Below are 22,574 nucleotides of genomic sequence, written 5' to 3'. Positions count from 1 at the left end.
GGCCCGGCCGGGGGGCATGCACCGCTACATCGCTACACCGCTACACGGCTGCGCGCCGCCAGCGCCGCAGCTCCACCCACTGCCACGACAGCAGCGCCGGGATGCCGAAGAGCACCTCGCGCGCGCGCTTGACCAGCGCCAGCGACAATGCCACCTGCGGGTCGACGCCAAGCAGGTGGCCCAGCAGCATCATCACCGCCTCTTGCACGCCAAGGCCGGCCGGCACAAAGAAGGCCACATGGCGCACGGCCTGGGTCAGCGACTCGATCGCCAGCGCCTGCCAGAGCGGGACGGGATGGCCCAGCAGCCACAGCGCGAACCAGATCTCCGCCGCGCCCAAGGCCAGGCCGGCGAACTGCCAGCACAGCGCGGCCAGCAATTCGCGGCGGCGCGCGTTCAGCGCACGGATCTGCGCGTCGAGCCGGGCGCCGTCGATCAGCGCGACCACCCGGTGGTCCGTGCCGAACAAGCGCCGCGCGGCGCCCTCCAGCCGCTCGAACAGCGCGCTATGGCGCAGCGAGAGCGCAAACAGCACGGGCACCGGCAAGGACAGCAGCAAGCCCGCCAGGATCACCCAGGCCTGGCCATCGCCGCCACCGAGCGCCAGCAGCAGCAACACCACGCCGAGCGCGGAGAACAGGTACTGCGCGAACAGCGTCACCATGACCTCCACCACGATACTGGCGGTCACTGCCGTGGTATCCGTGATGCGCAGGCGGGTCAGCCGGATGCCAACCAGCTCGCCACCCACACCCACGGTAGGCAACAGCCGGTTGACCGCCTCGCGAACGGTGGCCACCCACCACAGGAAGGCAAGGCCGGCGGACTCATCGGGATCGGCTGAAGTCAGCAACACCCGCCAGCCTTGCGCGTCCAGCAGCAGCGGCAGCGCGTGGAAGGGCACCAGCAGCAGCAGCGGCCAGCCGGCCTGGCCAACGATGCGACCAATGTCGCCCGCGCCTTCGTGCAGCACCAGTGCCGTCAGGGCCAGCATGCCCAACAGCCCGGTCAGGTAGATCAGGCGCTTCATGCGGGAGCCAGGGCACCGGGCGCGCCAAAGATGTCGGTAAAGCCGCCGCGGCGCACACCGGCGCGCTCCAGCGCCTCGCGCACGCGGGGCGAGAGCAGCGCGGCCAGCTCGTCGGCATGGCGATAGCCACGCATGCTGGGTGCGACCTCGGCGCCGGAGACCACGCCGGGATGCAGGTAGAGCTCGCCCACGCCCGCCGGCAGCGCCGCCAGCGCGGCCAGCAAGGTGGCTTCGTCCATGGCGCCGCTATTGGCGATGCCGAGCACGTAGTCGTTGTGGGCAATGCCGGCCAGGTCCAGCCGCCTGCGCAGCAGGGCCAGCCAGGGCCGCAGCAGCAACGGCGCCGCAGGCTCGCTGGGCAGGCGCATGGCGCGCAGGCCGAACTCGCGGCCGATCTGCAAGATCAGGGACAACACGGTGGGATGCAAATGGAAATGCTTGTGGGTGTTTACGTGGTCCAGCGTCAGCCCGGTGGCGGCGAACGCCTCGAACTGGGCGCGGATCTCCGCGGCCAGCTGGCGCCGCACATGCGGCAGGAAGAAAAAGCGGAAGCCGTCGCGCGCCATGGCCGAGCCGAAGCGGCCATGCGTGTCCACCAGCGCCGGAATGGCAGCCGGGGCCAGCACGGCCGGGCCGTCGGCCAGCACCACATGCAGGCCCACGCGCAAGCGCGGCAGGCGCCTGGCGCGCGCCACCGCGTCGGCGGCCGCGCTCGCGCCCACCATCAGGCTGGCGGCGTTCAGCACGCCATCGCGGTGCGCCAGTTCCACCGCTTCGTTGACGCCGCCGTGCAGGCCGAAATCGTCGGCGGTGATGATCAGGGCGCGCCGCGCAGGATCATCGGACGCCACAGGATCGCTTGCCAGGGTCAGGCCTCGTGCGAGCGCAGGAAGCGGAAGAACTCCACCCCTTCGCGCAGGCGGCGCTTCATCATGTCCCAGCTGCCCAGCATCTCGCGCACGATTTCCCAGATCTTGCCCGGACGGAAATAGAAGCGCTTATAGAACGTTTCCACGCCGTGGTAGATCTCTTCCTTGCTCAGGTGCGGATAGCTGATCGCGGCCAGCTGCACGCCCTTGTCGTTGACCAGGTTGATCACCTTGTTGTCTTCCAGCCAGCCGTTTTCCACCGCCTGCCGGTACAGCGTGGTGCCCGGATAGGGTGCTGCCAGCGAGACCTGGATCGTGTGGGGATTGATGTCCTTGGCGTAGGCGATGGTCTTCTCGATCGTCTCGCGCGTTTCACCCGGCAGGCCGAGGATGAAGGTGCCGTGGATGATGATGCCGAGCTTGCGGCAATCCTCGGTGAAGCGGCGCGCGATGTCGGTACGCAGGCCCTTCTTGATATTCAGCAGGATCTGGTCGTCGCCGGACTCGTAGCCCACCAGCAGCAGGCGCAGGCCGTTTTCCTTCATGATCTTGAGCGTGCTGTAGGGCACGTTGGCCTTGGCATTGCAGGACCACGTCACGCCCAGCTTGCCCAGCTCGCGCGCGATCTCCTCCACGCGCGGCTTGAAATCCGTGAAGGTGTCGTCGTCGAACATGATCTCCTTGACCTCAGGCATGTTCTCCTTGATCCATTTGACCTCGGCGACCACGCTCTGCGGGGAGCGCGTGCGGTAGCGGTGCCCGCCCACGGTCTGCGGCCACAGGCAGAAGGTGCACTTGGAGCGGCAGCCACGCCCGGTATAGATCGAGACGTAGGGGTGCTTCAGGTAGCCGATGAAGTAGTTGTCGATCTTCAGGTCGCGCTTGTAGACGGGCGCCACGAAAGGCAGCTCGTCCATGTTCTCGATCATCGGGCGCGGGCCGTTGTGCTCCTGCGAGCCATCGGGCAGTTTGTAGCTCAGGCCGAGCACGTCCTTGAGCGGCTTGCCGGCGGCCACCTCCTGGCAGGTGTAGTCGAATTCCTCGCGGCACACGAAATCGATGGCGGGGCTCGCGCCGAGCGTGCCGCCGGGGTCGACGGCGGGCTTGGCGCCTACCATGCCGATCATCACCCCGGGGTGGCGTGCCTTGAGTTCTTCCGCGAACTTGGCATCGGTGGGAAAGGACGGCGTGCTCGTGTGGATGATGACGAGCTCATAGCCGGCGGCGATATCCAGCGTTTCCTGCACACCCAGGCCGTCGGCGGGCGCATCGAGCACGCGGCTGCCCGGCACCAGGGCGGCGGGCTGCGCCAGCCACGTCGGGTACCAGAACGATTTGATTTCGCGCTTGGCTTGGTAGCGCGAGCCGGCACCGCCGTCAAAGCCATCGAAGGAAGGCACCTGGAGGAACAAGGTTTTCATAGCAGCCTCGGGGGATTCAAGCCGTTTTTCGAACGGGACGACTGGCGTTCCGGCACGCCATTGTCCGTCCCCTCCGTCATCAAGGGAAGGGGGCGAAGCGTTACGCCTGCACCCTGGTAAGGTTCCATGCCCGCACGCGCCGCCGGCGCGCGCGGCTGCAGCGGCGCGTCGGCCGCGGGAGGGTCTCGCACCGGCAATATCCGATCGCGCCAACGCACCTGCGATCCGGCCAGGGCAACCGCCCACTCCACGAGCAGCAAGGTATCACGCAGCGGCGCCATCAGGGTGGCGCCGAGGCCGCCAGCCAGGAAACTGCGTGCGAGCCCGCCCATCACCACCGCGGCCAGCACTAGCGGCTGCGGCGAAATCCAGGCGGCCAGCGCCAGCATTGGCCAGGTGAACGTGATGAAGGTGAAGGCGAAGCCAGCCGGATTGAGCGAGCGGATGGTGCGCATCCACCGCAATTCATGCGCCCAGAGATCGACAAGTCTCGACTCAGTCACATCGGTGGTGACCATTTCATCCGACAGCACCGTCTCCAGCCCCTGGCGCCGAACCAGCTCGCCCAGCCAGAAATCGTCGGCGAGGCGGTTGGAGAGCGCTTCGAACCCGCCAATTGCGGCCAGCGCGTCACGCCGCAGCGCAATGGTGGCGCCAAAGGAAAAACTGCGGGAGCCGCCCGCGTGGGCGATCCGCACCGAAGGCGCGAACCAGTGGTCGATAAATCCCGCCCCCAGGCGCGACCAGAAGCCGCCGACCGGATGGCCGCGATACAAGCAGGTCACCACACCGACCCGGGCATCGGCCAGGGGGGCGGTAACGCGTGCCAGATAATCCGGCGCCACGGCAATGTCGCTATCGGCGACCACCAGCCATGCGTGGCGCGCACTGGCGCAGAGGTTGATCAGGTTGCTGGCCTTGAGGTTGCTGCCATGCACCCGGGGATCGACGACCAGATCGATTTCGCAGGCCGGGAAATCGGCGCGCAAGCGCTCCACGACGCCAATGGCGGGATCGTCGGCAGCGCGCACGCCGAACACGATCTGGTAGGCGGGGTGCTGTTGCCGGCACAGCGTGGCCAGGTTTTCGTAGAGATGCGGCTCGGCGCCGCAGAGCGGCTTGAGCACGCTCACCGGACGGATGCTCGCGCTATCCGCGGCTTCGCAGGCGGGCGCCGGGCCGGGCGAGGCGCGTCGGCTGATCCACGCCGCCGCCACGGCATATCCTGCCGCGAGCCATGCAACTGCCGGACCAGCGAGCCCCTCCAACGTCATTTCGGCCAGCCCTCAAAGTAAGGATTTGACTAAAGTTGTACGGTATAGCGTGAATACTTAAGGAAGTATTAAGTGGAAATATGACGCACAGAAGTTATTTCGTCCACTAGTAAGATCGCTGATGGCATGGGGACAACGTGGGGTACCTAAATTAGACAAGAAAGATATTGATAACAATTCTTGTTAATTTTTTTCATATCGGACGGGCCTGGGCCTGGGACAGACCCAGACTGCCAGCTACGCTCAGAGCCCCTCGCCCGCCTTGAGCACGCCCGCCGCCTGCAAGGATGCGTCGAGCCAGGCCGGGCGCAACGCCTGGCCGGACCGGATGCCGTCGATCCGTTTGCGCTCCGCCACCACCTTCTCGGCCGCCTTCCCGATCAGCTCGGCCACCTTTTCGCGCTCGACCACCACCACGCCATCGGCGTCGCCGATCACAAGATCACCGGCCCTGACCGTGACGCCGCCGCATTGGATCGGATGGTTGACGCGACCGGGCACAAGCTTGGTGGGGCCATTGGGATTCGTGCCCACGGAATACATCGGAAAGCCCAGCTCGCGAATCTCGTCAGCGTCGCGCGATGCCGCGTCCAGCACCACCGCCGCCACGCCGAGCGCCTTGCACTGGTTCGCCATGATGGCCCCCATCAGCGCGCAAGACTGGTCGCCCTTGCCGTCCACCACGATCACATCGCCTGGCTTTGCGAGCGCCATGGCGGCGTGAATCATCAGGTTGTCTCCCGGCCGGACTTCGACCGTGAGCGCGGTCCCGCAAAAGCGGCTGGCGCGATCGAGCGGTGCGATGCGCCCGTGCATGCCGCCCCGGCGCCCCGCCACATCCGCGAAGATCGAGGCGGCGAACCGGGACGCCTGCTCGACCAGGTCCGGGCGAACACGCGCGAAATCCCGGACCATATCCGGCAGGTTGCTCTCGATGTTCATGCCGATGTCGATGTCGATGTCCATGTTCATGCCGTGTCCCTTCAATTCAGCGTGACGTTGGCTTCCTTGATCACGCCCACCCATTTGCGCTTGTCGGAGGCCAGGAACTCGCGGAATTTATCCGACGTGCTGCCAACCACTTCCATGCCGTCCTGGCTCAGGCGCTGTGCCACGTCCGGCTGGCGCAGCACCTGCGCCACGTCGTGCTGCAAGCGCGCCACCACGCTGGCCGGCGTGCCCTTGGCGGCGCAAAGCCCGGTCCACGCCACGGGGTCAAACCCAGGCACGCCCGACTCCGCAAAAGTCGGCACGTCGGGCAGCGACTGCAGGCGCTGCAGCGACGCCACGCCAAGCACGCGCAGCTTGCCGGATTTGGCGTATGGCAGGGAGCTGATGGGCTGGTCGAAGATCAGCGAGACCTGGCCGCCGAGCAGGTCCGTCATGGCCTGGCCCGTGCCCTTGTAAGGCACGTGGACGATGTTGATGCCGGCGCGCAGCTTGAGCATTTCGCCCGCGAGGTGGCCCGCCGTGCCATTGCCGGACGAAGCGAAGTTCAGCTTGCCCGGATTGGCCTTGGCATACGCGATCAGTTCCTTGACGTTGTGGATGGGCAGCGCCGCGTTGACCAGCGCGATGTACGGCGTGTTGGCGATCAGGGACACGGGAATGATGTCGGTCTGCGGATCGTAGCTGACCTTCTGCAAGGACGGCTGGATGGACAGCATCCCCGTGGTGCAGATCATCAGGGTGTGGCCATCGGCGGGCGCTTTCAGCATGGTGTCGGCAGCGATGTTGCCGCCAGCGCCGGGGCGGTTGTCGATGAGCACCTGCTGGCCCAGGGCCTCGGACAGCTTGGGCGCCAGCAGACGGGCGACGATATCGTTCGAGCCCCCAGGAGAAAAGCCCACAAGGATGCGGATCGGCTTCGAGGGATACGCGGGCTCGCCATGGGCAGCCGTGGCAAGCAGCGGCAAGCCCGCCGCGGCGAGTCGAAGACACTTCAGCAGAAAGTTCATGGTGCGCCCTGGTGGATGGAGTGAAGGAAGGTCGTGCGATGCCTAGCGAATCAATGCGGCGGCCGCGGCTTCGATCCGGCGGCAGCCCTCGTCCAGCTGCGCCATGCTGGCGGCAAACGAAAGCCGGAAGTGCGTATCGACGCCGTAGGCGGAACCCTGCAATACCGCGAGATCCTGCGAGTCCAGCAGCCAGTTGACCCAGTCGTCGCTGGACCGGATCACCGAGCCGTGCGGTGTGCGTGCGCCGATCAGCGCTTCGCACGACGCAAAGACATAAAATGCCCCGGCTGGCGCCTGGCAGTGAATGCCGTCGACCTGCCCGAGCGCGGCGACGACCCTGTCCCGGCGCGCCTGGAACACCGCCTTGTTGGCCGCGATGAAATCCTGCGGGCCATCCAGCGCCGCGATTGCCGCGGCCTGCGCCACCGAATTGGCGCCGGACGTGCTTTGCGATTGCAGCTTCACCATTGCCTTGATGAGCGGCGCCGGCGCGCCGGCGTAACCGATGCGCCAGCCCGTCATCGCGTAGGCCTTCGAGACACCGTTGATCGTCAGCGTGCGCGCCTTCAGTGACGGCGCGGCTTGCGCCAGCGTGACAAAGGCGGCGCCGTCGTAGGTAAGGTGCTCGTAGATGTCATCCGTCATCACCCAGACGTGCGGATGACGCTCCAGTACCTCGGCAAGGGCAACCAGCTCCGTACGGGTATAGGCGGCACCACTGGGGTTGTTCGGCGAATTGAGGATCAGCCAGCGGGTCCGCGCGGAGATGGCCCGCTCGAGGTCCTCGGGCGTGAGCTTGAACCCGTTCTCCGGCCTGCATGCCACGAACACCGGCACACCACCGGCAAACAGTGTGATATCCGGGTACGACACCCAGTATGGCGCGGGCACGATGACCTCGTCGCCCTGTTGCACCGTGCACATGAGCGCATTGAAGATGACCTGCTTGGCGCCAGTGCTGACGATGATCTCGCTGGCCGCATAGTCGAGACCGTTCTCCCGCTTGAATTTCTGCGCGGCGGCGTGGCGCAGCTCGGCCGTGCCCCCCACATCGGTGTAGCGCGTCTTGCCGGCTTGCATCGCGCCCCAGGCGGCCTCCCGGATGTGGGCCGGCGTCTCGAAGTCCGGCTCCCCGGCGGTGAGGCCGATCACATCGCGCCCCGCCGCGCGGAGCTCCCGCACGCGTTGCCCCGCCATGGAACTGGGAGAGGGCTTGATTCGGTTGAGTCGGTCGGCAAGCTGAAGCATGAGGCGTGGCCATGGAAGGATGGAAGGGATCGTGGGAGAAAGTATCCGCCGCCGCGACGGCCCGGCAAAACGAGAAATCGGATTGCACCGGTATTCCATTTTTTCGTGATGATGGCGTGGTTGGTGCGAGAATATGTCGCTGCGCAGAATCGGGAAATCAAATGTCTGTCACGTTCAAGCAACTGGAAGCCTTCTACTTCTGTGTGACGCATGCATCCTTCAGCTCGGCGGCCACCAAGCTCCACGCAACGCAATCGGCCATGTCCAAGCGTGTCGGCGAACTGGAGGCGGTCCTGGGCGTGCAACTCGTCCACCGCACGCCAAAGGGCCTCGTGCCCACGCATGCCGGCAGCCGGCTCCTGATCCTCGCCGAAGAAGCCATGCGGCTGCGCGAGCGGATCGATGCGGAGGTCGGGCAGGTCGACAAGCTCACCGGCACCTACCGCATCGGCGTCACCGAACTCATCGCGCTGACCTGGCTGACCAAGCTGCTCAAGGAACTGAAGAACCGGCATCCGGAGCTGCAACTGGAGCCGGTGGTGGATGCGGGCATGAACCTGTTTGAAGGCCTGGAGGCAAACAAGATCGACCTGGCGATCCTGCCGGGCACGTTCTGGGGCGAAGCCTACAAGACAGTGGAGGTGGGCCGCGTGGAAGACCTGTGGATGGCAAGCCCCACCCTCGCGTTACCCGACAGGCCGCTGCAGCCCGAGGAATTTGCCCAGTATCCGGTGCTGGAGCAATCCATCGGGTCCGCGAAGAACACGTTCTACGGCGCCTGGCGCCGGGAGCATGGATTCAAGTTCAAGAAGGTATTTGCCACCAACAGCCTGACCGTATTGAGAGCACTGACCATCGAAGGACTCGGTATCAGCCAGCTTGCCCTGGACTACTTCGCCGCGGATATCGAGCAAGGACTCTTGCGCGTGGTCAAGAGCGACCCCATGCCACCGCCACTGGTCTATTCCGCGGTGTACCGGGACGATGCCTTCAGTGCGGCGCTGGATGTCATTGCTGAAGTCAGCCGGCTTGTGTGCGACTTCTCGCGTGGCCCGCATGATCTCGCGGTTGCGCGGTGAACGCATCGTGTCCGGCAGCGGCCACCCCACCACTTCGATTCGCAGAAACCGATTCGGCATGACCGGGAGTGTCGTAATGCCCACTCGTTATATTCAATGATATATTTCGAAAATCAAGCGGGAGCACCGCAGCCCGCCTCAACTCGGCAGAATCATGACGACATCTGGATTTTTCATGGAAAGCACATCAAGGCTGGATCGGGAAGCCGTTGGGGCCAAATTCTCATTGCCCGCCATGCAATACGCGCGGGACAAGACCTTCGAAGGGGTCCAGCGTATTGCCGCGGGCATTCGTCCAGGCATGACCGAAAAACAGGCCTGTGATTTTGCCCGCATCACGCTCGAAGCGATGGGCATGCAGCGCATCTGGCATCAGATCATCGTGCGCTTTGGCCGGAACACCCTGAAGACGTTCAAGGAGCGCATAGATCCGGATCATGTTCTCGGTGCGCATGACATCTTCTTCATAGACCTCGGCATTGTCTGGGACGATCATGAAGGCGATGCGGGTGATACCTTCGTCGTGGGGGAGGACCCGGAGATGCATGCCTGCGCCGAGGCCGCGCGCGTCCTCTGGCGAGAAGTCAGCGCGCGCTGGCGTGAAGATGGCCTTGGCGGACCGGCGCTATACCAATATGCAGCGCAGAGGGCCGAGGCTGCGGGCTGGAAGCTCAACCTCGAAATCAAGGGGCACCGCGTATCCGATTTTCCTCATGCGATCTATCGGGCGGGGGACTTGGGAGACTATGAACCATGCCCCAAGACTGGGTTGTGGATTCTGGAGATCCAGATCGCCCATCCCACCAGGCCATTCGGCGCCTTCTACGAAGACATCCTGATCGCCAGCTAACCAGCCCAGCGCGTGGAGGGGCGTTTCTCACATGCCACACACGCGCTACCTGCCAACCAGAGGCTGACCACGACAACTGACCGCATTCTTGTTCTGGACATCGATGGCACGCTGACGGACTCAGTGGCGCTTCATCAGCAGGCGTTCCTGGCCGCGATGTCCGCGCTTGCGCTACCGCAACTCAATACCGACTGGGGCAGCTAACCGCAGCATACCGACACCGGCATTCTTGCGCACGCCCTGGCGAAAGGCGGCCGTGCAGCCATGCAGGCCCATGAGCAATCGTTATTCGAAAACGATCTCGATCGACACTTCGCGAAGGCACTTGCCAAACACGGACTCCGCGAGATACCCGGTGCCTGCGGTCCTACGCCGTTAGCCAGGGCACGGCCCACGTCGTACCGATGTAACGGGCGCCCAGGCAATTGATGCATTGCAACGAGCCTTGCGATCTCGATCCCCTCTTTCCGGGGGTAATTTATTTAAATATCTTCTATGTGAAGATTAATTAACTCTGAATTTAAAATATTAAATCTCAGAGTATACAAATTTGATCTAAAGTATCTGATCTGTGGTTTCAAGCCAATCGAGGTTATTTTGGGTGCGAACTCAGAAGGCGCATCTGGATGCATAAACCAATAGCGCTCGACCTCGAACGGCCTGGGCCGGGCTTTCGCCGGCCTCAGCCAACAATCCAGGGCTACGCCTGGCTCAGAGCCTTCAGGCGTGTCCCCCGCAGAGCGGATTTGGCACGTCCCGCCTCACGACAAGGGCGCAGCGCGCCCGTCTGAGATGCCTGCAGGCGCCTGGCATGCACTCGGCTCTTGCGCACCGGAACCTCCGCCGCGGTTACGCCGCCGCTCGATTCACGCGACTCCGCCGCGAACGTGCTGTCATGGGATGGCACGGGGCGTGGGTCACACTAAGGAGCTGCAAGATGATTCAGCTGTCCCCCGAGCAAGTTCTGGCTGCGCAGAAGGCGATGATTGACGCCGCGGCAGGTCTGACGACCAAAGCTGTCGAAGGTTTTGAGAAGCTGCTTGCATTGAATATCGAGACGACGAAAGGCGCGCTATCCGAGACTTGTGAAGGCGCGCGCAAAGCCCTGTCGGTCAAGGACCCCCAGGAATTTTTCGCATTGCAGATCGAGTTGCTCAAGCAAGCGACGGAAAAAGCGCTCTCGTATCGCCTGCAATTTTTTGAAATCGCGTCCGCGACGCGGGTCGAATTCGACAAGGCGGCGGAAACGCACTACGAGGAAAACAAGCGCGGGGTGCAGCGTCTCCTTGACAATGCGGTGAGCGCTGCGCCAGCAGGTTCCAGCGCGGCTGTCGCCGCCTGGCAGTCGGCAATCGATGCAACCCACACGCTATACGAGACCATGCAGTCGACGGCAAAGCAGGCAGCGCACGTTGCGCAGAGCAGCTTTAATACGGCGGCCGAAGCGGCCTCCAGGTCAGTGAAGCAACCGGCTGCCCGAGCCGTCCGGCAGTAGGCCGCGCGATGGCCGCAGCGGCCCCTTCGCTTCGCGGGGCCGCTGCGAACGCAGGCCATGTCCAGCGGCAGGCTGGGCTTCGGCCACCTGCTCCCACGGCCGTGTCAACGACCTGGCCATCAACGCAGTGTATGGAGGATTCAAATCATGACGACGAGGATAGCCCTGGTAACGGGGGGGATGGGGGGATTGGGAGAGGCCATCAGCACCAGGCTGCTGGAAGCGGATTGTGAGGTGGTTGTGACCCACTCCCCGGGGAACGCGGGTGTTGCCAGCTGGCTGTCGCGGATGGGGGAAAGCGGACGCCGATTCCATGCCTTTCCGGTCGACGTGGCCGATTACGATTCATGCCAGCTGGGTGTGGCGAGGATTCGGGCGGAGATTGGTCCTGTCGACATTCTGATCAACAACGCCGGAATCACGCGGGACACGAGCTTCAGGAAGATGGAAAAAGCTGACTGGGACTCGGTCATGCGGACGAATCTCGATTCGGTGTTCAATATGACCAAGCCGGTGTGCGACGAGATGGTCAAGCGCGGCTGGGGGCGGATCGTGAATGTGTCGTCCATCATCGGCTCGAAAGGCGGCTTTGGCCAAACCAACTATGCAGCGGCCAAGGCAGGCATGCACGGCTTCACGAAGTCGCTGGCGCTCGAGGTAGCCAAGAGCGGCGTGACGGTCAACACCGTGTCTCCCGGCTTCATTGCGACCAAGATGGTGACAGCGGTGCCGCAGGAGATCCTGGACACCAGGATCATCCCGCAAATCCCGGTTGGCCGCCTGGGGGAGCCGGAGGAGGTGGCAGCCTTGATTGTCTACCTATGTTCCCGTGAAGCGGCTTTCCTGACTGGCGCAAACATTGCGATCAATGGGGGCCAGCATCTGCAGTGACACTGGTAGAAGCAGACCGAAGCTGCACAGCGGGTCTCGGCCCGCTCCTTCAACTGCGTAGGGGGATGACAGGGGGCCGCGCCGTTGCCGGCCGGGCCAGCCGCAGGTCATTGCTGCCGGCGCATGCCTGCCCCCAGGGATCCTGTCTCGAAGATCACATATTGCGTTCGTTGCTTGTAGATGGCCTCCACCCGATAGTCGGCGGGCGGCACCTTGAAGCGGCGCACAGCAGCCGCAGGGCGAGCTGTATGTGAGATTGCCATGGCGCTCCCCCCCCTGGATTGCCGCGACAAGACTAAACACGCGCAGCATTCGCAGCCATCCGCCATAAGTCCCACCGAAGTCCCACCGGTTTGCGGCGTGGCGCACATTACGCCCTCCTCGTACCGCACCCGGGCCACGGGGCCGGTCTCCCGGTTTAGGTCACCTCCAACTTTCAGCTGGTCCCTCTAGTGCTTTTGGCGACTGTCGCAATAGCACCCAATCACCAAATAATGACGCACAAGCACTAAGAGTGCCGTTTCAACATGAAGCGAAGCGGTTCTGGCTAGGCGCGTGGCCGCTGACTGTACAAGTGGATCGGCCAAGGCCGCGCGACGACGCCAGCATCTTTTTGGAGCGGCCTCCAAGCAGGCATAAAGGCAGGCGCAACGGGTACGCCTGGAGACGTGGTTGGCAGGAAGCCGCCGTTTTTGCGGCAGACGAAAACAGAACGAGAAGATACAGAGGCATAGGCCGCATCGCTGCAGCACAGATCGCTGCCGCGCGCGACAGGCATTGGATGGGAAAAACAGGGCGCAACCGGCGCAGCGCCGGGGTCGCTTTGATTTCTGGTCGGATTCAGCAAGGTCATGTCTCGGTGGACCGGATTGGCGCGTTGCGTTGCAACAGGGCCATCAGGTTGGCCGTGTGATGTCCGTCTCTCCGGTGACACGCATTGGTGCCGGCAAGGATATGCCGCACGCCAAGGGAGACGTTTTGTTTGCAGCAGGGCATTCCGGGGGAACAAGACGTGAACGCATCCCAGCAGTGCCGCAAGCGATTGCGGACCACGCTCAAGACCACGGCCCTGCTGTTAGCGCTGTTCGCCCGCGAGCATTGCGCGGCAGAGACCGCAAAGCCGGCAACGCCGCGCGTGCGGCCGCCGGCCGGGCTGGAGCAACCCGCATCGGCGGGCGAGAACGACAAACTCAGGGAGCGCATTTTCGCCCTGGCCGAAGCCGGTTCCCCAAAACTGGCGCTGGAACAGGCCGCCGCACGCCCGGATGTCTTCGCGCACCGGGATCTGCTGCTGCTGGAGCATCTTGTCGTTGCCCAGCAAATCCGTTGGGCGCGGCAGCAAGCCATCGCTTCCAATGACCAGGATCGCCTGGTTCCCGCCGACACCGCGCTTGCCGCAGCCCAGGCACTGCAAGACAGGATTCCTGCCGACGACGAATACAACGGGGTGCGGCGCGCGGTCCAGTCAGATCTCCTCACGGCGTTGTCCGTGCGCGGGCGCATGAAGGAGGCCACCGCGCTATACGAGCAGCTCTCGCTGGCCAACGAGCCGCTACCGGGCTCGGCTTATGCCGCCGCGGGCGATGCCTATGCCTATCTCGACAAGCCCGACCTTGCCTCGCGCGCCTACGAGCTGGCCTTGCAGGCGGTCATCGAACCGATCCAGGAGACTACCGAGCCCTATGCGCTATCGCGTCCTAGCGTGCAGGAAAGCTTGTTCTTTGCCTACCTGGACCAGGGACATTACGAGGCGGCGCTCAAACTGGTCTCGATGATGGCCCGTAGCACGCCGGCGCAAACCGATCTGTCCGAAGACTTGGACAAGACCAATCCCGAGTACGGCCGCGTCAAGAAGCTGCAGGCGCAATACCTCCTCTATACCAATCACGTCAAAGAGGGCGTCCAGGCACTGGATGCCTTGCGTAAGGATGCCCCCTTCGATCCGTCCCTGCTGACCGCCCGCGCGGACGGTTCGCTGGTGCTGGAACGCCCATACGCCTCGCAAAGCATCTACCGGCAGTCGCAGGCCGACCACCCCGGCGATATCGAAAGCCTGGTGGGGCTCGGCAAGACCGCCCTCCAACTCCATCAGTACGATCAGGCGAAGGCGGTCGCTGCGGCCTTCGACGGCACTTTCCCCGACAACAACAGCGTCAGGAACTTCCAGCGCGAGTACCGCGTCTACGAGCGCCCGCAACTGATCATCGACGCCATTGGCGAGCGCGGCAACGCAGTGCTGGCGGATCATGCCTGGGGTGTTGACACCCGTCTCTATTCGTCGCCGATGGCCGACTACTGGCGTGTCTTCGCGCACCAATACACGGCGCGTGGCGACACCGGCGATGGCCAGAGCGTCAGCCGCATACGCAACGGCATCGGCGGCGACTTCCGGCGCGACGGCTGGGAAGCCGCCGCCGAGCTGCATCAGTCCACCGGAGGCCAGGGCAAGACCGGCGGCACCGGCACGGTCGCCTTCCAGCCCAATGATGACTGGCGCTTTGGCGCGGGTGTCGACTCCAACGACAACGCGTTGCCGTTGAAGGCCTATCAGGCCGGCGTGACAGGCCGCACCGCTACGGCATCGGCGCGTTACTCGCAGGACGATGCGCGCTACTTCAATGTGATGTACGGCGCCTCGCGCTACAGCGACACCAACTTTCACCAGATGTGGCAGGGCACCGCCTACCAGCGGCTGCTGAACCAACCGCGCCACCAGGTGGCGATCTGGCTCGACGTGGGTACCACCAGCAATACGCTGGACGGCACCGCCTACTTCAATCCGCGCCGCGACTACACCGCGCAACTGCGCACCATGTACCAATGGACGCCGTGGCGCTATGCCGAGAAGTCCTTCAGCCAGCGCGTGTATGTCACCGCAGGTGGCTACCGGCAGGACGGCTTTGGCGACAGCATGTTGTGGGAAGCGCGTCTCGAACAATTCTGGCAGCTTGGCCGCAAGGCTTCGCTCACCTACGGCATCGGCATCGGCAGCAGGCGCTTCGACTCCAACCGGGAGACAACCAAGCTGATCTACCTCAACCTCAACGTCCCTCTATAGGTCATCATGCAAAAGCTCAATCGCCGAACATTCATCGGGCTCGCCGGCGCGCTGTCGGTGACCAATAGCGTCCACGCCGGCTATGCGCTGTCCTTGCTGCCGCCGCAGGATCGCGACGACGGGCTGACCTTCCGCGTACTCGCGTTTCACGACATCCGGGACGACCTGCGTGCGGATGTGGGAACGGTGGCAGATACCTGTGCGATCAGCACTGCCACGCTCAACAATGTCTTCGCCTGGCTCAAGGGCAACGACTTCCACCCGGTCAGCGTCGACCAGATCATTGCCTCGCGCAACGGCGGCCCACGCCTGCCGCCGCGCGCTGTGCTGCTGACCTTCGACGATGCCTATGAGAGCCAGTACACCAAGGCCTTTCCGCTCTTGCAGCAGTACAACTACCCGGGCCTGGTCGCCGTGGTGTCGCGCTGGACCGGTACGCCGCGGGACGAGCCGGTGCGCATCAGCCACAAGTCGGTGATGGCGCCGGGCTATTTCATGAGCTGGGACAACCTGCGCGAGATGGCTGAGTCAGGCCTGGTGGAGATCGCCTCGCACACGCACGACATGCACCACGGTGCAGTGGCCAATCCTCAGGGCAACGAACTACCGGCGGCCAGCGCGCACCTCTACCATGCCGACCTGAAACGCTACGAAACCGACCAGGAATACGAGAACCGGGTCGGTGGCGACCTGAAGACGTGTTCAGACATGATCCAGGCGAAAACCGGGGTTCGGGTGCGCTCGATGGTCTGGCCCTACGGCACGTACAACGCGGGGCTGATCGGCGCTTCGCACAAACTGGGCATGAATGTCCACTTCACTCTCGACGACGGGCCCAATACGCCCGACGTGCCGTTGACCAAGATCAGGCGCCTGCTGGTCTCCTACGACTGGGATGCAGGTGTCATGATGGGCCAGTTCCGCCAGCAGTCGGCCTATCGCGGCGATAACCAGCCGGTCGAACGGGTTGTCAACGTCTCTCTCGACGATGTGTACGATCCGAACCCCGATCGCCAGGAGGCCAGGCTGTCGCGGCTGCTAGACCGGATCAAGGATCTTGAGCCCAAGTCGGTCTACCTGCAGGCGTTTCACGATCCCGACGGCAGCGGCACCGCCCAGGCGCTCTACTTTCCCAACCGCCACATGCCGGTGCGCAGCGACCTGTTCTCGCGCACGGCCTGGCAGCTGATCACCCGAGCTGGCGTGCAGGTCTACGCGGCATTGCCGGTGCTTGCCTACAAGCTGCCCGCGAGCCATCCGGCTTCGTCCCGGCTGGTAGCGGTGATGCCGGGCGCGCCGGCCACGCCCCTCGACCCGCGCCAGCGGCAACGGCTCAGCCCCTTCGACCCGCTCGCCCGCAGCGTCATCCGCGATATCTACTACGACCTGGGCAGATATACCAGCCTGAACGGCGTCGTGTTTGGCGATGACGCGAGCCTGAGCGATGTCGAAGACGCGAGCGACGCGGCGCTTGCGGCCTACGCGGACTGGGGGTTGCCGCGCGGACTGGCTGCGATCCGCGCCAACCCCGACCTGCTGCAACGATGGTCGGACGCCAAGCTCCGGCACCTGATCGACTTTACGCGGCAACTGGGCGACCTGGTCAAGGACTATCAGGGCGGCGGCAATGTGCTGACCGTGCGCAGCCTGCCTGCCAATGCGGTGCTGCGTCCCGATGCGAGCATGCGCCTGGCCCAGGACATCGATGCATTCGCCGCGCAATACGACTTCGTCAACCTGATGGCCTACGCCGATGCCGGAGGCGGCCCGCCTTCGACGCCCTGGCTGGAGGGCCTGGTCCGGGCCGTGGCGGCGCATCCGGGCGCGCTGCCGAAAACCATATTCGCGCTGCAGACACTCGACGGCCGTACGCAGGCGCCGGTCGCCAGCACCGCGCTACGCGATCAGATGCAGCGCCTGCGCATGGCTGGCGTGAAGCACCTCGGCTACTGCCCCGACCAGTTCATGGTGAACCAGCCAGACCTGGCGGTGCTGCGGGATGTCATGTCCATGCAGAACCTGCTGCGGCCGCGCAATGGCATGAAGGTTTAGACCAAGAGCCGATAAAAACAAGGTTGGGGAAGATGATGAAGAATACGGCAAGCCTGCTTTCGAATTTTGTCTTCTACTACCCACTGTTCATGTCCTACTTATGGATGACGGGTGGCCTGCTTCACTACTTCCTGATCGAGAGAAAAGAGCACAAGAAAACACGGGCGGAAGTGTTGCTCGATTGCCCGAAGGTGTCGGTGATCGTGCCCTGCTTCAACGAGGAAGCCAATGTGCGCGAGGTCATCGCGAACCTGGCGGAATTGCGCTATCCGAACTACAACATCATCGCCGTCAACGACGGCAGCAGCGACGCCACCGGCGATATCCTGAATGCGCTGATCGATCAGTATCCGCAATTGCTGGTGATCCACCAGGCCAGCAACGAGGGCAAGGCCATTGGCCTGACCACCGCGGCAATGCTGACTGATGCCGAGTACCTGCTGTGCATCGACGGCGACTCGCTGCTCGACCGCGAGGCGATCGGCTGGATGCTGCGTCACTTCCTGCGGGACGCCGGCGTCGGCGCAGTCACCGGCAATCCGCGCATCCGCACCCGGACCTCGCTGTTGGGGCGCATGCAGGTCGGCGAGTTCTCGTCGATCGTGGGCCTGATCAAACGGACCCAGGAACTGTATGGCCGCCTGCTGACCGTGTCTGGCGTGATCTGCATGTTCCGCAAGAGCGCGCTGCGCGGCGTGGGCTACTGGAGCCCCGACATGCTGACCGAAGACATCGATATCAGCTGGAAGCTGCAGGTCAATGGCTGGCGGCTGCATTTCGAGCCACACGCACTCAGCTGGATCCTGATGCCGGAAACGTTCAAAGGCCTGTTCAGGCAACGTCTGCGCTGGGCACGGGGCGGCATCCAGGTGCTGCGGAAGTATGCGGCGCCCATCGTCACCAAGAACAAGCCGATGATGTGGCCGATTTTCCTCGAGTACACGGTCAGCGTGATCTGGGCCTATTGCATGCTGTTCACCCTGGTGATGACGGCCGCGACCGCGTTGTTCGATCTGCCCGAAGCCTGGCGCTTCTCCGGGATGCCGCGCGGGGCAGGCGTCCTTCTCTTTATGACCTGCTGCATGCAGCTCCTGGTCGGCTGCGTCATCGATCGCTGCTACGACACCAAGCTGCTGCGCTACTTCCTTGACACGATCTGGTACCCGATCGCGTTCTGGACCATCAGCATGGTCGCATCGGTGATCGCCCTGCCCAGCGTGCTGTTGCTTCAGCGCCGCACCCGGGCAAGGTGGGTCAGCCCCGACCGCGGCATCCGCGAGGACGCCCCCGCGTCCTCGCCGCCAAGGTCACCTGCGCCCGCATCTCCCGTTGTCGGGCAGCTTGAAGAGCATTCTTGAGGAGGAGTGAGACATGAAAGAACCCGTCATTGACACATCCGGCACGACCTTGCAGCAGTATCTGCAGCACCTTGCGCCGGGAAAGGCCGTCCGACGATATCTCTGGTACCGGCTGGCGCGGCCCCTGCTGGTGGCCAGCATCTGGGTAGCTGCGGCGTTCTACATCTACTGGTGCGTGGCCTCCACGGGAAGCACCGAGTTCTCGCTTGGGGAAATCATCCCCGATGCGTTGACCATTCTCGGGATAGGGCTGGCGTTCACGGCGTGGACATTGGCGCGCCGCTTCGGGACAAGCGTTTCCAACCTGGAACAGCCTGCCCGGGTGGCGCCAATCTCGACGCTCGACCTGGCCAAGGATGTGGTGCTCTCGGTGGGCACGGGCCGTCGCCTGGTGGCATTTCACGACGAAGACGGCCTGATCTCGCACGTTGCACCGCTACAGCAAGAACTGGCCTGAGCAGCGCCGCGGTTTGGCCTCGCGCGACAGCTGGCGGTCGCCCGCTGTCGCGCGAGGTCCTCATTGAATGGCGTTGGCATTGTCACGAGGAACTGTGGAGTCACCATGCGTGCGCTCGCCATGATGTGTGGCGCTGCTCTAGCGCTTGCCGGTGCGCTGCTGTGCGCGCCGGCGGGTGCGCGTAACGAAGCCCGGAACAATAGCCGCGCTGACACCCGGCAGCCCGCCAAGGTCCGCCCGGCGATCGATCAGCGCGCCTTTATGCATGGCATTGGGGCGGCCGCCGGGCCTGGGCAGACCACCTACGTCTTCTTCAGCAGCTCCGGCCTGCCGCCGCGCGGCCCGGATCGCCATCGCAACTGGACGCATGACATCTACGTCGCCAATTGGAACCCGGCCCAGGCCAGTCTTGGCAAACCCCGGCTACTGGTCGCCGAGCAGGAAGCGCAGGAGCCGGTGTCGGTCGCGCAGAATGCCGCAGGCCGCATCATGCTGACCTTTGAGGATGGCTCCAATACCACCAACGGCGTCAGCCAGCGCTATCGTGTGTACGGCACGGGCCTTCAATCGCAAGCGGCAAAATCGACCGACGTCTGGTCTGGCGGACACTCTGGCCACGTGACGGCGGTTGGGGATACTTTCGTGGTGTTTTACTCGGACGACTGGATCGATGGTGGCGGCGTGGACAACCTGGGCACCGGGAACGGCGTCTACCTCAAGACCTATGACGGCAACGGCCGGCTGCTGCAAAGCACCGGGGTGGCGCCGAACAAGCGCGAGTGGTGGCCATTGATTGCAGGCTCGAAGGAGACGGCCTTGCTTGCCTGGCAGGAGTTCGTACCCGGCGAGACGCACGCCAGGCTGAAGACAGCCGTCTATCGGCCCGCCGACGGCGCGCTGACTGGCATGCAAACACTGAATGGCCAGCTGAAGTACTACACCTACAGCGTGGCCTATGTCCCGGTCCTGGACAGCTTCCTGCTGGTCGGCACCACCGACCTGGGCAAGGGCTTCGCGCATCTGCTGGATAAGGCCGGCAGGGTGAGTGCCTCGCTGGCCTGCATGCCGGAAAGCGTGCGCGAGGCCGGCATCACCGTGGTCGGCGACATGGCGTACACGCCTGCGGCGGATGGCCGCCTGCTGCACCTGAAGCTGTCCGCCGGCACCATCGAGTTGCGCGGCAGCCAGCCATCGCCAATTCCATGGACTTATGCGGGCAGCCTTGGGCTGGTGCGCTCGCCATCCATACTGCATTGGGTCTCGCTTACGCCGGCGGGCTTGCGAGAGAGCGATTTCGATTTGAGCCGGGCCACGCCGCCCACGGCCGCGGATCTGTGCCGGTAGGCAGGTATCCGCCCGCGCAATGCGACCAGCTTGGCGGTGAATCGGTCACCGATGCCTGCTACGCAGGGCTACTTGTTGAGCGGCGTGCTTTCTTCCAGTTTTGAGTAGCCATGTGCTTCAATGACGGCGGGATCCATCACAATGTACCCCAGCGATCTGAGCAGCGTCACTGCCTCAATTTCCGCGTCCGTATGAGGCAGGTGTTTTGACGGCGGCACGAAGGACGTGGCGGATCTTGCTGGCGCCTCGTGCGTGAGCGGCCGGGCATGCTCCACCTGGCTGCTCGCGATCAACGCGCAGCGCTGCACGTTGGGTTTCCAGGTAACCTCCACCGCGGTACAGAACTTGCCGGTGAAAATCTTTAGCTGCATGCTGGCTTTCAGCCACGCCGCAAAGGATTCGCGAGACGCAGGCTGGTAGCCTTGCAGCAGAACTTCAAGATTCTTCTGTGGCAAGCCTTCCGTTTGGGAGGAAGGCTCTTCTAGCAGTGACAGCTGCAGTGCCACGCGCTCGCGGTCGGCTTCCTCGTAAATGAGGTATTCGTTGTCAACCACGCCTTCGCGCAGCAGTTCGCACAGCAACGCCCAAGCCCTGGGATTCTTCTCGATGCAACCTTTCAGGCCAGGGTCCAGGCTCGTTAGAATCGCTGGCATCGACTGGTGCCTGCCGGAGGCGACTTCGACTGCGAAGGAGGCGGCATTGCGTGATGGGCTAGCCCGGCGCTGAAGCATTTGCAGGGACTCGTCCTTGTACTCCTGGATCTCGGCAAGGGTCTCGGCAGCTTGGCTCCAGGCGTATTTCTCGATATTCTCGGCAAGTTTTCGCGCAGCCCTGGCCATGTCATAGGCGAGAACGCCAACATAGCTCTTGCACGCAGCGCATTGGCACTGGAGACGCCCGTAATGCAGGAATCCGGCATACACGCGCTCCTGATGCCCGCAGTGATCGCACTCCAGCGCAAAGCCGCCCTGGCGCGCCGGGCGCTGATTGGCAAGTAGCCCATCGACCTGGTATCGCGCTGGATGATCGCAACACGGGCAGCCCCATATGATCTTGTGAGAGCCATCGCGTGCCGCCACCCTGCCGAATTGACGTTCCAGCGCACTGCGCGGAATGCCCTGCGCCCGGCCGAGCACGTCGGCTGAATAGCGCCAGTAGAAATAGGAGTGAGCGGCAGCTGCCACCTCCGGACCGTAATCGCGCAACTCCTGTAGCACCCGTGGTGTATGCCGAATCCGATCGGCAAGGCTATCGACCATGAAGGACCGGCCCGGTACAAGCGCCTCCAGGGCCTGGCGGCTCTGCTCGACGAAGGCCGGAACATGATCGCGGCGGATGGCGTTTTCCTCCTTGAGCCAGCGCGAGTGTCCCGGCAACGTGTTAAGCGCATCGATGGCTTCTTTGAGCTCTGCAATCGGCGGGCAGGCCAGGAAGGTAAACGGCTTGCTGAACAGCAATGAATCCATCATCGCATCGTCTCCGACAGAATGGCACCCCTCCCGGACGTGATCGGGGTGCCGTGAATGCGCCTACGGCCAGTTGGCGTGGCACTTCGCAACACCTCAGTGACGCGGCAGCCCCGCAGGAGAAGGCGCGTCCCGACCACTGGACGTAACGACTCCGGAGGTGATCGCGCAGTACGCCGCTTGCGTCCCATTGGTGATCGCACAGTACGCCGCCTGGACGGCCGCCGGCACGGGGCTCAGCGCGGGCTTCCCCTCGTTCGTGACCGCACAATAAGCCGCCGTCGCCGGTCTCAAGCCGAACTCGCGCGCGCCAAGCCGGGCACTTGCCTCGGCCAGCGCGCGCAGGCGGGCTTCATCCTGTGGGCCATCGATACCGACGTAGGGATCATGATGCAGGACATGGCCAAAGATGTGCTCACAGTCGCTGGCATAGCGCCTGGTATCGACAATATGGGCGTGCCAGAACGCGTCTACCTGTTCGCTGGGCACGACTGGTGTGTCGGGGTACTTTGCCGCGAGCTTGAGAAACCTGCGGTAGCCGGCCTCGGCATCGGCCAGGCTTTCGGGACTCCAATGGGTGGACTTGCCATGTAGAAGCTTGGCTTTGATCCTCGAGAAATCGAGCGCATCGATGGCTTGCCATGACCGTTCAATCGACTGTTTCTGCGCTGTCATGATGTGTTCCCTCCTGTTGTTGACGCTGGGGCGCGCGCCGGAATTCAGA

19 protein-coding genes are annotated in these 22,574 nt (G+C 63.9%); 9 read left to right on the top strand and 10 right to left on the bottom strand.

Annotation, left to right across the window (positions count from 1 at the left end; all coding sequences use genetic code 11):
• Positions 1-40: 40 nt before the first annotated feature.
• The 7 genes from ACX12D_RS31845 to ACX12D_RS31815 form a co-directional block, all read right to left on the bottom strand.
• A complete protein-coding gene (locus ACX12D_RS31845; protein WP_459374971.1) occupies positions 41-1,030 on the bottom strand; it encodes a lysylphosphatidylglycerol synthase domain-containing protein in 990 nt (329 codons plus the stop codon).
• Positions 1,027-1,881 (bottom strand): hopanoid biosynthesis-associated protein HpnK, encoded by an 855-nt coding sequence (gene hpnK / locus ACX12D_RS31840; protein WP_459374970.1) that lies wholly within the window; start codon positions 1,879-1,881, stop codon positions 1,027-1,029. Before hpnK ends, ACX12D_RS31845 begins: the two co-directional genes overlap by 4 nt.
• A 17-nt stretch (positions 1,882-1,898) precedes the next feature.
• Positions 1,899-3,320: a hopanoid biosynthesis associated radical SAM protein HpnJ gene (gene hpnJ, locus ACX12D_RS31835; protein WP_459374969.1), complete on the bottom strand. Its 1,422-nt coding sequence runs from the start codon at positions 3,318-3,320 to the stop codon at positions 1,899-1,901.
• Complete coding sequence (gene hpnI, locus ACX12D_RS31830; protein ID WP_459374968.1) at positions 3,317-4,594, bottom strand: bacteriohopanetetrol glucosamine biosynthesis glycosyltransferase HpnI; 1,278 nt, start codon at positions 4,592-4,594, stop codon at positions 3,317-3,319. The genes hpnJ and hpnI overlap by 4 nt, the downstream gene beginning before the upstream one ends.
• 243 nt (positions 4,595-4,837) lie before the next feature.
• Positions 4,838-5,536 (bottom strand): RraA family protein, encoded by a 699-nt coding sequence (locus ACX12D_RS31825; RefSeq protein ID WP_459376584.1) that lies wholly within the window; start codon positions 5,534-5,536, stop codon positions 4,838-4,840.
• A gap of 41 nt (positions 5,537-5,577) precedes the next feature.
• Positions 5,578-6,552: a Bug family tripartite tricarboxylate transporter substrate binding protein gene (locus tag ACX12D_RS31820; protein WP_459374967.1), complete on the bottom strand. Its 975-nt coding sequence runs from the start codon at positions 6,550-6,552 to the stop codon at positions 5,578-5,580.
• 42 nt (positions 6,553-6,594) lie between these two features.
• Positions 6,595-7,800, bottom strand: a complete 1,206-nt coding sequence (locus ACX12D_RS31815) for a pyridoxal phosphate-dependent aminotransferase (RefSeq protein ID WP_459376583.1) — start codon at positions 7,798-7,800, stop codon at positions 6,595-6,597.
• A gap of 161 nt (positions 7,801-7,961) precedes the next feature.
• Between ACX12D_RS31815 and ACX12D_RS31810 the strand changes: the two genes are divergently transcribed.
• From ACX12D_RS31810 to phbB, 4 genes are all read left to right on the top strand, one after another.
• Positions 7,962-8,879, top strand: a complete 918-nt coding sequence (locus ACX12D_RS31810) for a LysR family transcriptional regulator (protein WP_459374966.1) — start codon at positions 7,962-7,964, stop codon at positions 8,877-8,879.
• Between the two features lie 175 nt (positions 8,880-9,054).
• Positions 9,055-9,729, top strand: coding sequence for a M24 family metallopeptidase (locus ACX12D_RS31805; RefSeq protein WP_459374965.1), 675 nt, complete (start codon positions 9,055-9,057; stop codon positions 9,727-9,729).
• 937 nt (positions 9,730-10,666) lie between these two features.
• The gene (locus ACX12D_RS31800; protein ID WP_441635589.1) at positions 10,667-11,224 is read left to right on the top strand and encodes a phasin family protein; all 558 of its coding nucleotides are present in this window, start codon (positions 10,667-10,669) and stop codon (positions 11,222-11,224) included.
• Between the two features lie 147 nt (positions 11,225-11,371).
• Complete coding sequence (gene phbB / locus ACX12D_RS31795) at positions 11,372-12,115, top strand: acetoacetyl-CoA reductase (protein ID WP_459374964.1); 744 nt, start codon at positions 11,372-11,374, stop codon at positions 12,113-12,115.
• Positions 12,116-12,222: 107 nt separating this feature from the next.
• Here phbB and ACX12D_RS31790 read toward each other — a convergent pair whose 3' ends face one another.
• Positions 12,223-12,378, bottom strand: coding sequence for a hypothetical protein (locus ACX12D_RS31790; protein WP_459374963.1), 156 nt, complete (start codon positions 12,376-12,378; stop codon positions 12,223-12,225).
• Between the two features lie 749 nt (positions 12,379-13,127).
• Between ACX12D_RS31790 and pgaA the strand changes: the two genes are divergently transcribed.
• From pgaA to ACX12D_RS31765, 5 genes are all read left to right on the top strand, one after another.
• Entirely contained in the window at positions 13,128-15,173 is a 2,046-nt protein-coding gene (gene pgaA / locus ACX12D_RS31785; RefSeq protein ID WP_459374962.1) for a poly-beta-1,6 N-acetyl-D-glucosamine export porin PgaA, read from the top strand.
• 6 nt (positions 15,174-15,179) lie between these two features.
• Positions 15,180-17,225 carry a poly-beta-1,6-N-acetyl-D-glucosamine N-deacetylase PgaB gene (pgaB, locus tag ACX12D_RS31780; RefSeq protein WP_459374961.1) on the top strand — a complete coding sequence of 682 codons (2,046 nt, stop codon included), beginning with the start codon at positions 15,180-15,182 and terminating at the stop codon, positions 17,223-17,225.
• 35 nt (positions 17,226-17,260) lie between these two features.
• Positions 17,261-18,583, top strand: coding sequence for a poly-beta-1,6-N-acetyl-D-glucosamine synthase (gene pgaC, locus ACX12D_RS31775; RefSeq protein ID WP_459376582.1), 1,323 nt, complete (start codon positions 17,261-17,263; stop codon positions 18,581-18,583).
• A 13-nt stretch (positions 18,584-18,596) separates the two neighbouring features.
• Complete coding sequence (locus ACX12D_RS31770) at positions 18,597-19,040, top strand: hypothetical protein (protein ID WP_459374960.1); 444 nt, start codon at positions 18,597-18,599, stop codon at positions 19,038-19,040.
• Positions 19,041-19,145: 105 nt separating this feature from the next.
• Complete coding sequence (locus ACX12D_RS31765; RefSeq protein ID WP_459374959.1) at positions 19,146-20,384, top strand: hypothetical protein; 1,239 nt, start codon at positions 19,146-19,148, stop codon at positions 20,382-20,384.
• A gap of 68 nt (positions 20,385-20,452) precedes the next feature.
• Here ACX12D_RS31765 and ACX12D_RS31760 read toward each other — a convergent pair whose 3' ends face one another.
• Both ACX12D_RS31760 and ACX12D_RS31755 read right to left on the bottom strand, forming a co-directional pair.
• Positions 20,453-21,853, bottom strand: a complete 1,401-nt coding sequence (locus ACX12D_RS31760; protein WP_459374958.1) for a hypothetical protein — start codon at positions 21,851-21,853, stop codon at positions 20,453-20,455.
• 93 nt (positions 21,854-21,946) lie between these two features.
• Complete coding sequence (locus ACX12D_RS31755; protein WP_459374957.1) at positions 21,947-22,525, bottom strand: glycine-rich domain-containing protein; 579 nt, start codon at positions 22,523-22,525, stop codon at positions 21,947-21,949.
• Positions 22,526-22,574: the final 49 nt, after the last annotated feature.

It is taken from the genome of Cupriavidus sp. PET2-C1 (assembly GCF_054515855.1).
This window is presented reverse-complemented; position numbering and strand designations above follow the sequence as displayed.

Coding starts and splice junctions, on each gene's coding strand:
- ACX12D_RS31845 (WP_459374971.1), bottom strand. CDS start 1,030: ATGAAGCGCCTGATCTACCTGACCGGGCTGTTGGGCATGCTGGCCCTG.
- hpnJ (WP_459374969.1), bottom strand. CDS start 3,320: ATGAAAACCTTGTTCCTCCAGGTGCCTTCCTTCGATGGCTTTGACGGC.
- hpnI (WP_459374968.1), bottom strand. CDS start 4,594: ATGACGTTGGAGGGGCTCGCTGGTCCGGCAGTTGCATGGCTCGCGGCA.
- ACX12D_RS31825 (WP_459376584.1), bottom strand. CDS start 5,536: ATGAACATCGAGAGCAACCTGCCGGATATGGTCCGGGATTTCGCGCGT.
- ACX12D_RS31820 (WP_459374967.1), bottom strand. CDS start 6,552: ATGAACTTTCTGCTGAAGTGTCTTCGACTCGCCGCGGCGGGCTTGCCG.
- ACX12D_RS31815 (WP_459376583.1), bottom strand. CDS start 7,800: ATGCTTCAGCTTGCCGACCGACTCAACCGAATCAAGCCCTCTCCCAGT.
- ACX12D_RS31810 (WP_459374966.1), top strand. CDS start 7,962: ATGTCTGTCACGTTCAAGCAACTGGAAGCCTTCTACTTCTGTGTGACG.
- ACX12D_RS31805 (WP_459374965.1), top strand. CDS start 9,055: ATGGAAAGCACATCAAGGCTGGATCGGGAAGCCGTTGGGGCCAAATTC.
- ACX12D_RS31800 (WP_441635589.1), top strand. CDS start 10,667: ATGATTCAGCTGTCCCCCGAGCAAGTTCTGGCTGCGCAGAAGGCGATG.
- phbB (WP_459374964.1), top strand. CDS start 11,372: ATGACGACGAGGATAGCCCTGGTAACGGGGGGGATGGGGGGATTGGGA.
- ACX12D_RS31790 (WP_459374963.1), bottom strand. CDS start 12,378: ATGGCAATCTCACATACAGCTCGCCCTGCGGCTGCTGTGCGCCGCTTC.
- pgaB (WP_459374961.1), top strand. CDS start 15,180: ATGCAAAAGCTCAATCGCCGAACATTCATCGGGCTCGCCGGCGCGCTG.
- pgaC (WP_459376582.1), top strand. CDS start 17,261: ATGAAGAATACGGCAAGCCTGCTTTCGAATTTTGTCTTCTACTACCCA.
- ACX12D_RS31770 (WP_459374960.1), top strand. CDS start 18,597: ATGAAAGAACCCGTCATTGACACATCCGGCACGACCTTGCAGCAGTAT.
- ACX12D_RS31765 (WP_459374959.1), top strand. CDS start 19,146: ATGCGTGCGCTCGCCATGATGTGTGGCGCTGCTCTAGCGCTTGCCGGT.
- ACX12D_RS31760 (WP_459374958.1), bottom strand. CDS start 21,853: ATGATGGATTCATTGCTGTTCAGCAAGCCGTTTACCTTCCTGGCCTGC.
- ACX12D_RS31755 (WP_459374957.1), bottom strand. CDS start 22,525: ATGACAGCGCAGAAACAGTCGATTGAACGGTCATGGCAAGCCATCGAT.